This is a genomic window from Rheinheimera sp. (genome assembly GCF_020217005.1).
GTDB lineage: Bacteria > Pseudomonadota > Gammaproteobacteria > Enterobacterales > Alteromonadaceae > Pararheinheimera.
Window position 1 is genome coordinate 1 of record NZ_JAIWOI010000251.1, and the last position, 10,000, is coordinate 10,000.

The following is a 10,000-nucleotide window of genomic DNA, read 5'->3' on the forward strand; positions in this document are numbered from 1 at the left end:
CATTAAAACGCGGGCGCCTGAGCCAACTGTGCCTAACACGTTTTCTTCCGGTACTTCACAGTCTTCAAATACCAGCTCACAAGTGTTCGAGCCGCGCATACCCAGCTTGTCGAGTTTCTGCGCCTGGCTAAAACCTTTAAAACCACGTTCAACAATAAAAGCTGTCATGCCTTTAGAGCCGCCATTGATGTCGGTCTTGGCGTAAATCACATAAGTGTGGGCATCCGGACCATTGGTGATCCACATTTTGTTGCCGTTTAAAATGTAACGGTCACCTTGTTTGTCGGCGCGTAACTTCATCGATACTACATCAGAACCAGCATTAGGTTCGGACATAGCCAGAGCGCCAATATGCTCACCAGAACACAACTTCGGCAGGTATTTTAGTTTTTGTGCTTCATTGCCGTTACGGGCTATTTGATTGACACATAAGTTCGAATGCGCGCCGTAAGATAAAGCCACTGAAGCAGAAGCACGGCTGATTTCTTCCATAGCGACAATATGTTCCAGGTAACCCAAACCTGAACCACCGTATTGTTCGTCTACAGTGATACCTAATAAACCCAGATCGCCAAATTTGCGCCATAAGTCATTTGGGAACTCGTTGTCATGGTCGATTTGAGCAGCACGAGGCGCAATCTCATCACGGGCAAAGCTGTTGACCTGTTCGCGGATCATATCGACGGTTTCACCCAGATCGTAATTTAATGTTTTGTATGTGCTAATCATGTCGGTCTATCCCCGTTTGTCTTTTTGTCTCAGGTTGCCTGTCTGCAACGTCAACAACTTTGGTTTCTGTTTGATTTGTTTTTATTTAATTCGGTTCTTTGACTTGCTTGGCCTGATCCAGAGTTTCGCGGCAGCGTTTTTCCACTGTCACTAGTTCCATCAGTACTACTTTGATGTCGTCCATCTGCTGGTGCAGCTCAGCTTTTTTCTGTTCTATCAGTTTCAGCATGGTGCTCAATTGAGTCACGCTGCTTTTGTCTGCATCGTACAGCTCGAATAACTGACCTGTTTCCGACAAGCTAAACCCCAGCCTTTTGCCACGCAAAATCAGTTTGAGCCGTACTCTGTCTCTGCGGCTGTAAATACGGGTTTGGCCCTGACGCAGAGGGGTTAATAAGCCCTGATCTTCGTAAAAACGAATGCTGCGGGTGGTGATATCAAACTCTTTTGCCAGCTCGCTGATGCTGTAGGTTTTGTCGTCTTTTTCTGTCATTTGGGCTGTCATTCTGGCCTTAGGCTAAAGTGGCGACAACTATAAGTGAAGTTTACGTAAAGGTAAAGCTGTGTTCACGTCAAATAAGGGCTGGAGGCAGGTTGGACCAGACCGTTGTAAAGTTAAGGTGCCAAAAGACGGCTGCAGAGCGTGCATTTTTCTGAACCTTTCACTGGTCATAGGACCATAGTGTTAGTGGGTTGACGTTGGCGTAAACGTAAATTTGGTGTAGTGTGAGGCCCAACTTTTTCATCATGCTTCTGAACGACGGAGAAATGAACATGGCGCAGCACGAAAAAATTGCCATAGTGGCAGCCAAAAGAACGGCAATGGGTGGATTTTTAGGTGGCTTGTCTGACGTCAGCAGCACTGATTTAGGTGCACAAGCTATCAAAGCTGCAGTAGAACAAGCCGCTGTGGATGGCTCAGCTGTAAGTGAAGTCATCATGGGCTGCGTATTACCAGCTGGTTTAGGTCAGGCTCCGGCTCGTCAAGCTACCTTAAAAGCAGGTTTACCTTTATCTGCAGGTGCAACCACCATCAATAAAGTTTGTGGTTCAGGTTTAAAATCTGTGATGTTAGCCACTGATTTGTTGCGTGCAGGTTCTGCGGATGTCGTCGTTGCAGGCGGCATGGAGTCTATGTCAAATGCTCCTTATATTCTGCCAAAAGCCCGTGCTGGCATGCGGATGGGCCATGCTGAAGTCAAAGATCATATGATGCTGGATGGTCTGGAAAACGCCTACGATGGCAAAGCCATGGGTTGTTTTGCCCAGAAAACGGCTGACGAGCATGATTTTAGCCGCACTCAGATGGATGAGTACGCCGTGTTGTCGTTAACCCGTGCACAGCAGGCGATCAGCTCTGGTGCATTTGTTGAAGAAATCACCCCTGTGACTTTCCAGACCCGTAAAGGCGAAGTGACTTTTGCCACAGACGAGCAACCTGGTAATGCCAAAGTCGACAAAATCCCAAGCTTAAAACCAGCTTTTGCCAAAGACGGCACTATCACTGCGGCCAACTCCAGCTCTATTTCTGACGGTGCAGCTGCATTAGTACTGATGCGTGCTGAGGATGCCAAAGCACAAAACAAAACCGTATTGGCTCATGTGGTGGGCCATGCCACGCATTCACAGCAACCAGAGCTATTCACTGTAGCGCCAGTGGGTGCAGTGACTAAACTGTTAGCCAAACTGGGCTGGGCAACTTCTGATGTGGATCTGTGGGAAATTAACGAAGCTTTTGCCATGGTGACTATGCTGGCGATTAAAGAGCTGAAGCTGGATGTCAACAAAGTCAACGTCAACGGCGGTGCTTGTGCTTTAGGTCATCCTATCGGTGCTTCAGGTGCCCGAATTCTAGTGACTTTAATTCACGCGCTAAAAGCCCGTGGTTTAAAACGTGGTATCGCTACTTTATGTATAGGTGGTGGCGAAGCTGTGGCTTTAGCGGTAGAGCTGCCGTAATAAATAAAAAGAGGCGCGGTAAAAACTGCGCCTTTTGCTTTGAAAATTTAATAAAAAATATATTCAAATCAACAGGTTTAATTTAACAACAAATAGCCAAAGTAATTGGTGTTGCAGCAAGGCGGCATGCGAGCGAGACCCCAGGAGCATAGCAGTCTATGTGACTGGGGCGAGAAGCGCAGTCAACGCCGCTGCAGCGCCAAGGACGAAGGCTATAAAGGGGAGAGAAGTATCATGGCCCATCAGGTTCAGTTATTTATCAACGGTGAATTTGTCCCGTCCAAGTCCGAGCGTTTTATTCCGGTGACCGATCCTGCCACTCAGGACGTGATAGCGCAGGTGCCTTGCTCTACCGCAGATGAAATGGCCTTTGCCATTGCCTCCGCCAAAGAAGCCTTTAAAAGCTGGAAAGAAGTGCCGGTATCAGAACGTGCCCGTTTAATGATGCGTTTTGCGCATTTACTAAAAGAGCATCAGGCTGAAATTGCTGAGATTATTTGCCGCGAATTAGGCAAAACAGTGGAAGATGCCAAAGGTGACGTCTGGCGTGGTATTGAAGTGGTGGAACAAGCCGCCAATATTCCTTCTTTAATGATGGGCGAGACGGTGGAAAACGTTGCGCGCAGCATTGACACCTACAGCTACATTCAACCTTTAGGTGTGTGTGCTGGTATTACGCCTTTTAACTTCCCGGCTATGATCCCGCTGTGGATGTTCCCTATGGCTATTGCCTGCGGTAACACTTTTATTCTGAAGCCGTCTGAACAAGATCCGATGACAGTGAATAAAATCGCAGAGCTTTTTGCTTTAGCTGGTGCACCTGCAGGCGTATTGCAGGTGGTGCATGGCAACAAAGAACAGGTGGATGTGTTATTACGTCACCCGGACATCAAAGCGATTTCTTTTGTTGGCTCTGTTAATGTCGGCCAGTACATCTACAAAACAGGTACTGACCATTTAAAACGGGTGCAGGCTTTTGCGGGTGCCAAAAACCATATGGTGGTGATGCCAGATGCCAATAAACAACAAGTGATCAATGCCCTGGTTGGTGCTTCAGTCGGTGCTGCAGGGCAGCGTTGTATGGCGATTTCTGTGGCTGTTTTTGTCGGTGATTCGCAGCAGTGGATCCCAGAAGTGGCCGCTGCCATAGCTAAAGTTCGTCCTGGGGTCTACACTGACCCTGAAGCTGCCTACGGCCCACAAATCAGCCCTCAGGCGAAGGCACGTATTTTGTCCTTAATTGAACAAGGCAAAGTCGAAGGCGCCACTTGTTTAGTGGATGGCTCAGATATCAAAGTGGCGGGCTATCCAAACGGCAACTGGGTGGGTCCTACTGTATTTAGCGATGTCACACCTGATATGACCATCTACAAAGAAGAGATCTTTGGTCCAGTGCTGGCCACAGTGAATGCCGCTTCGTTGGATGAAGCCATTGAGCTGGTGAACAACAGCCCATATGGCAACGGTACTTCTATTTTCACCGCCAGCGGTGCAGCAGCGCGCAAATACCAACATGAAATTGAAGTAGGTCAGGTCGGTATTAATATTCCAATTCCTGTGCCTCTGCCATTTTTCTCTTTCACAGGCTGGAAAGGTTCCTTCTACGGTGACCAACATGCCTATGGTAAACAAGCTGTGCGTTTCTACACAGAAACCAAAACCATTACCGCCCGTTGGTTTGACGACTCTATTCCGGTGTCAGGCCCTAATATGTCGATTAACCTGCGTTAATTCAGCAGCAGAAAAGCGTTCTGTTTGCTCTGTGTCAGAAGCAGAACGCTTTATGAATAAAAAGCCTTTAGGCAAACAACCAAGCCAGATTAAATGCGTATAAAACGCATGAAGACCAAAGTGGCAGAAAGATCACAGTGCACCAGACACTGCTCTGCTAAAACCTCAGGGTGATGTGATGAATTTTAATTTAACAGATGATCAAAAGGCCTTTGTGGAGGTCGCTAAACAATTCGCTGAACAAGAACTGGCGCCTCATGCGGCACAGTGGGACCGCGAACATCATTTTCCAAAAGACGTTATTCAAAAAGCCGGAGAATTAGGTTTTTGTTCGTTATATACGCCTGAAGATCAAGGCGGTATGGGCTTATCCCGTTTAGATTCCAGCATTATTTTTGAACAGCTGTCGATGGGCTGTACGGCCACAACGGCCATGTTAACCATCCATAATATGGCGACCTGGATGATAGCCAGCTGGGGCACTGAAGATGCCAAAGCCCAGTGGTGTCCTGCGTTAGTCACAGGCGAAAAGCTGGCGTCTTATTGTTTAACTGAGCCTGGCTCAGGTTCAGATGCTGCTTCTTTACGCACCAACGCAAAAAAAGACGGCGATCACTATTTATTAAACGGCTCCAAGATGTTTATCTCTGGTGCTGGCGAAACTGAAGTTTTAGTGGTGATGGCCCGCACTGGCGAAGCCGGTCCCAAAGGCATCTCAGCTTTTATCGTACCAGCGGATGCGCAAGGCGTTATTTACGGCAAAGCCGAAGAGAAAATGGGTTGGAATGCCCAGCCAACCCGTTTAATTACTTTTGATAATGTGCGTATTCCGGCTCATTACCTGCTTGGTAACGAAGGGGAAGGTTTTGGCTTTGCGATGAAAGGCTTAGACGGCGGTCGTATTAATATCGCCACTTGCTCTATCGGCACAGCACAACAAGCCTTAAATACAGCACGTAACTATATGCTGGAACGTCAGCAGTTTGGTAAGCCGCTGGCTGCCTTTCAGGCGTTGCAGTTTAAACTGGCAGATATGGCCACCGAATTAGTCGCTGCCCGTCAGTTAGTACGTTTAGCGGCTTTTAAATTGGATGCTGACGATCCGGAAAAAACAGCTTACTGTGCTATGGCGAAACGTTTTGCCACAGATGTGGGTTTCCAGGTGTGTGATCAGGCGCTGCAATTACACGGTGGTTATGGTTATATCAAAGAATATCCGCTGGAGCGGCATTTCCGCGATGTGCGGGTGCATCAGATTTTGGAAGGCACCAATGAAATTATGCGACTGATTATTGGTCGTCGTTTACTGGACGAAGCAGCCAACGACATCCTGTAACTCTAGGCCCGTCGTACTTGAAGCCGCAGCTTTGTTGGCTGCCTGATTGTAGATAAAAAGCACGCCCCAGTCACATAGGTAAACTTTGCTCCTGGGGTTTGTTGTGCTTGCCGTCGCGCTGCAACTCCAATTACTTGCGGGTATAGCGCGCATAATTATCGGTAAAAAGCTAACCGATCAAATTCGGTAAAAAGGAGATTTTATGGCACAACTCAAACTCGAAAAACGCGGCCATACCGCTTTAATTACCATGGCAAATCCTCCTGCCAATACCTGGACCAAAGAGACCTTAACTCAACTGCGTGATGCGGTAAAATCTTTGGAACAGGACAAAACTATCTACGCCTTAGTGATCACTGGCGAAGGTGAAAAATTCTTCTCTGCAGGTGCAGATTTAAATCTGTTTGCCTCTGGTGACAAAGCTGTTGCTGCAGACATGTCTGCTATTTTTGGTGAAGCTTTTGAAACCTTAACGGCTTTTCGTGGCGTCTCTATTGCCGCCATTAATGGTTATGCCATGGGCGGTGGTCTGGAAGTCGCGTTAGCCTGTGATCTACGTATCGCTGAAACTCAGGCGCAAATGGCGTTGCCTGAGGCCAAAGTGGGTTTATTGCCTTGCGCAGGTGGTACTCAGAATCTGGCGATATTGGTCGGTGAAGGCTGGGCTAAACGTATGATCCTCTGTGGTGAACGTGTAACCGCAGAGAAAGCCTTACAGATAGGTTTAGTCGAAGAAGTGGTAGGCACAGGCATGGCGTTGGAAGTGGCTTTACTGCTGGCTGATAAAGTAGCAGAGCAAAGCCCGCCAGCAGTGGCTGCCTGCAAACAACTGATCCAAAAAGGTCGTAGTGCGCCAGTACACAGTGCCTTGCCTTTAGAGCGTGAGCTTTTTGTGAAGTTATTTGATACCCAGGATCAGGTCGAAGGGGTGCAGGCCTTTTTACAAAAACGCAAAGCCAGCTGGGTAAATGGATAAGGTGCAAAACATGACTGAAAGCATGAGCCAGCAAGATGTGGTGCTGTTTGAAGAAATCGCCTGTGTTGGCGGCAAAATTATTGGTATAGCGACCTTAAACTCAGAAAAATCACTGAATGCCCTGAGTTTAGCTATGGTGGAGCTGTTGCTGCCACAAATGCAACAATGGAAAAATGACAACAACATAGCCTTGGTTGTACTGCAAGGCACTGGTGATAAAGCCTTTTGTGCCGGTGGTGATATCCGCGATTTATATCAGGCCATGAAAGCAGCTCCCGATAGCTACCAGCCTTATGTCGAAGACTTTTTCACTAAAGAATACAATTTGGATTATTTGATCCATACCTTCGATAAGCCAGTGCTGGTCTGGGGTAATGGCATAGTGATGGGCGGCGGTTTAGGCCTGATGGCGGGCGCTTCGCATCGCATTGTTACTGCGACCAGTCGTATAGCTATGCCAGAGATGGCCATAGGTTTATACCCTGATGTTGGTGGCAGCTGGTTTTTAAATCGTATGCCGGAGGGGTGCGGTTTGTTTCTGGGGTTAACGGGTGCATCCATCAATTCAGCCGATGCCAAGTTGATTGATTTAGCCGACCATTTTTTAACTCATGATAAAAAAGCTGCTGTGCTGGATAAATTAACTCAGGTGAAATGGGGTAATACCATAGCGCTGAATCACCAGAAACTGACGGACCTGTTGCTCGGCATGGAAGAGATGTGCCGCAATCAGATGCCACCGAGTCAAATTCGTCTGCATCAGGCCTCTATCAGTGCAGTGGGGCGTGCAACCTCGCTGCAGCAGGCTGTAGAGCTGATTCTGGCCATGCCAAATGAAGATGCCTGGCTCACCAAAGCCAAAGCCTCGTTGCAATACGGTAGCCCTATTACCGCTCATATTGTGTATCGCTTATTGCAACTTGGCCAAAGCAAAATTCTGGCGGACTCGTTCCGTCTGGAATTGGGCCTAAGCGTGCAGTGCGGCAAACTGGGCGAATTTACCGAAGGGGTACGTGCACTGCTGATTGATAAAGACCAAAAGCCAAACTGGCGCTACAAAACTGTGTCTGACGTGCCCGCTGATGTGATTAATCAGCTATTTCATTCGCCATGGGCTGCTGACTTACATCCATTACAACATTTAGGTTCGCTGGAGCATTAATATGAGCGCTACTATTCAAGCAACGGTTGCATTTATTGGTTTAGGCAATATGGGCGGCCCAATGGCCAGCAATGTATTAAAAGCAGGTTTTAAGGTTCAGGCTTTTGATTTATCCGAAACAGCTTTGGCTCAACTGGCAGCTGAAGGTGCAAAAGCCTGTGTTTCGGCGGCAGAAGCGGCGACAGGGGCAGATTTTGTCATCTCTATGTTGCCAGCTGGCAAACATGTGGCTATGACCTACACAGGCGAGTCAGGTATAGCGCCTTTCATCAGTAAAACTGCGCTGGTGATGGATTGCTCCACTATTGATGCCACCACAGCACGCAAAGTGGGAGCCGAACTGGCAGAGCAGGGAATAGCCTTTATCGATGCCCCTGTATCAGGTGGAGTAGGTGGTGCGAAAGCTGGCACTCTGACTTTTATCGTCGGTGGTTCTGAACAAAACTTCCAGCGCGCTCAACCAGTCTTGTCGGCTATGGGAAAAAACCTGTTTCATGCCGGGGATATAGGGGCAGGCCAGGTTGCGAAAATTTGCAACAATATGCTGCTGTCTATTTTGATGGTGGGGACCAGTGAAGCGCTGCAACTAGGCATAGACAATGGCCTGGATCCGAAAGTATTGTCCGATATTATGCTGAAAAGTTCTGGCCGTAACTGGACTCTGGAATTGTATAATCCATGTCCCGATGTGATGCCTAATGTGCCGTCGAGCAATGGTTATCAGGGCGGTTTTATGGTGGATTTAATGGCCAAAGATTTGTCCTTAGCCACTGAAACTGCGCTGTCCAGTCAATCCAGCACCCCTATGGGCACTTTAGCCCGTAGCCTCTATGTGGCGCATCAGCGTCAGGGGCATGGTAAAGAAGACTTCTCAGGCATTTTTCAGCTGTTTGGCAAAAATAAGAGTTAATTAAATGAATTTAAAAGATAAAGTTATAGTGGTCACAGGTGGCGCTCAGGGCCTGGGCTTAGAAATGGCCAGGATGTTATCCGCAGAAGGCAGCCATTTAGCCTTGTTGGATATGAATGCAGAGCAGCTGAATGCAGCTCAGGCCGAGTTGTCAGCCAGCGGTGTGACTGTGCGCAGTTATGTATGCAATGTTGCCAATGAAGAAAGTGTTGAAACCACTTTTGCTGCTATTGCTGCAGATTTTGGTGCTATCGATGGCCTGATCAACAACGCTGGTATTTTGCGTGACGGTTTATTGCTGAAATTCAAAGACGGTGAGCTGGTCAGCAAAATGTCGCATCAACAGTTTCAGTCTGTGATTGATGTGAATTTAACCGGCGTGTTTTTATGTGGCCGTGAAGCAGCGGCTCTGATGGTGAAATCAGGCCGTAAAGGTGTGATTATCAATATGTCGAGCGTAGCCCGTGCAGGCAATATGGGCCAAACCAACTATGCTGCTTCCAAAGCTGGTGTAGTGGCTATGACTGTAACCTGGGCTCGAGAGTTGGGCCGTTATGGTATTCGTGTTGGCGCTATAGCACCAGGTGTGATCCGTACTGCGATGACGGACGCGATGAAACCTGAAGCCCGCGACCGTTTAGTGGCGATGAAGCCAGTTGGGCGTTTAGGCGAAGCTACAGAAATTGCGCATACAGCGAAATACATTTTTGAAAATGATTTCTTCACAGGTCGTGTGGTTGAAGTGGATGGCGGCATTAGTATGTAAGTAAAATTGGGGTCAAAATGGGGTCAGATCACATTATCAAAAAATAATGTGATCTGACCCCATTTTCAAAGATCTGACCCCATTTTCAGTTTTACAGGATCTCACCAATGAAACTTATTCTCCTGCCTTTGCTGCTTTTGGCCTCTGTTCTTACCTCTGCACAGCAACTGGATACTCCCAATTATACCGTTGAAATTCAACAACTTTGTCCTGAAGGCGAAGTGCAGTGCCAGCAGGTATTATACAAAGGCACCTCTAAAGTATCGGGCGCCAGCATCGAGTTAAAAGGCACGGCCTGGCATAGCTTATGTGCTGATGGTGTCACGCCATGTCGTTTTTTAGGCTATCAGTTCAAGAATGGCCGTATTCGTTATTTGGTGCATGAGTCTGGGTTGTTACAGGTGATCGGTAGTTCTGGCAAAGTAGTGCTG

General features: G+C 47.8%; 10 protein-coding genes. 8 read left to right on the forward strand and 2 right to left on the reverse strand.

Annotated features, from left to right (window positions below; translation table 11 throughout):
* Positions 1-729 (reverse strand): acyl-CoA dehydrogenase family protein (locus LDL40_RS12245; RefSeq protein WP_300995663.1); only part of this gene is annotated, 729 nt, incomplete at its 3' end.
* Positions 730-814: 85 nt separating this feature from the next.
* Positions 815-1,222, reverse strand: coding sequence for a MerR family DNA-binding transcriptional regulator (locus tag LDL40_RS12250; RefSeq protein WP_127026520.1), 408 nt, complete (start codon positions 1,220-1,222; stop codon positions 815-817).
* Positions 1,223-1,503: 281 nt separating this feature from the next.
* Here LDL40_RS12250 and LDL40_RS12255 point away from each other — a divergent pair, with 281 nt between their 5' ends.
* The 8 genes from LDL40_RS12255 to LDL40_RS12290 form a co-directional block, all read left to right on the forward strand.
* Positions 1,504-2,688 (forward strand): acetyl-CoA C-acyltransferase, encoded by a 1,185-nt coding sequence (locus LDL40_RS12255; protein ID WP_300995664.1) that lies wholly within the window; start codon positions 1,504-1,506, stop codon positions 2,686-2,688.
* A 234-nt stretch (positions 2,689-2,922) separates the two neighbouring features.
* On the forward strand, positions 2,923-4,419 hold the full coding sequence (locus LDL40_RS12260; RefSeq protein WP_300995665.1) for a CoA-acylating methylmalonate-semialdehyde dehydrogenase: 1,497 nt from the start codon (positions 2,923-2,925) through the stop codon (positions 4,417-4,419).
* A gap of 178 nt (positions 4,420-4,597) precedes the next feature.
* Positions 4,598-5,755 (forward strand): acyl-CoA dehydrogenase family protein, encoded by a 1,158-nt coding sequence (locus LDL40_RS12265; protein WP_300995666.1) that lies wholly within the window; start codon positions 4,598-4,600, stop codon positions 5,753-5,755.
* Between the two features lie 202 nt (positions 5,756-5,957).
* Positions 5,958-6,731 carry an enoyl-CoA hydratase gene (locus LDL40_RS12270; RefSeq protein WP_300995667.1) on the forward strand — a complete coding sequence of 258 codons (774 nt, stop codon included), beginning with the start codon at positions 5,958-5,960 and terminating at the stop codon, positions 6,729-6,731.
* A gap of 10 nt (positions 6,732-6,741) precedes the next feature.
* On the forward strand, positions 6,742-7,893 hold the full coding sequence (locus tag LDL40_RS12275) for an enoyl-CoA hydratase/isomerase family protein (RefSeq protein WP_300995668.1): 1,152 nt from the start codon (positions 6,742-6,744) through the stop codon (positions 7,891-7,893).
* Position 7,894: 1 nt separating this feature from the next.
* Complete coding sequence (mmsB, locus tag LDL40_RS12280) at positions 7,895-8,803, forward strand: 3-hydroxyisobutyrate dehydrogenase (RefSeq protein ID WP_300995669.1); 909 nt, start codon at positions 7,895-7,897, stop codon at positions 8,801-8,803.
* 4 nt (positions 8,804-8,807) lie between these two features.
* Complete coding sequence (locus LDL40_RS12285) at positions 8,808-9,569, forward strand: SDR family oxidoreductase (RefSeq protein WP_300995670.1); 762 nt, start codon at positions 8,808-8,810, stop codon at positions 9,567-9,569.
* A gap of 107 nt (positions 9,570-9,676) precedes the next feature.
* A partial coding sequence (locus LDL40_RS12290; protein ID WP_300995671.1) for a hypothetical protein occupies positions 9,677-10,000 on the forward strand: 324 nt, incomplete at its 3' end.

Excerpts from the sequence above, each read along its gene's own strand:
- LDL40_RS12270 (WP_300995667.1), top strand. The coding sequence starts at position 5,958 with ATGGCACAACTCAAACTCGAAAAACGCGGCCATACCGCTTTAATTACC.
- mmsB (WP_300995669.1), top strand. The coding sequence starts at position 7,895 with ATGAGCGCTACTATTCAAGCAACGGTTGCATTTATTGGTTTAGGCAAT.
- LDL40_RS12265 (WP_300995666.1), top strand. The coding sequence starts at position 4,598 with ATGAATTTTAATTTAACAGATGATCAAAAGGCCTTTGTGGAGGTCGCT.
- LDL40_RS12260 (WP_300995665.1), top strand. The coding sequence starts at position 2,923 with ATGGCCCATCAGGTTCAGTTATTTATCAACGGTGAATTTGTCCCGTCC.
- LDL40_RS12285 (WP_300995670.1), top strand. The coding sequence starts at position 8,808 with ATGAATTTAAAAGATAAAGTTATAGTGGTCACAGGTGGCGCTCAGGGC.
- LDL40_RS12255 (WP_300995664.1), top strand. The coding sequence starts at position 1,504 with ATGGCGCAGCACGAAAAAATTGCCATAGTGGCAGCCAAAAGAACGGCA.
- LDL40_RS12250 (WP_127026520.1), bottom strand. The coding sequence starts at position 1,222 with ATGACAGAAAAAGACGACAAAACCTACAGCATCAGCGAGCTGGCAAAA.
- LDL40_RS12275 (WP_300995668.1), top strand. The coding sequence starts at position 6,742 with ATGACTGAAAGCATGAGCCAGCAAGATGTGGTGCTGTTTGAAGAAATC.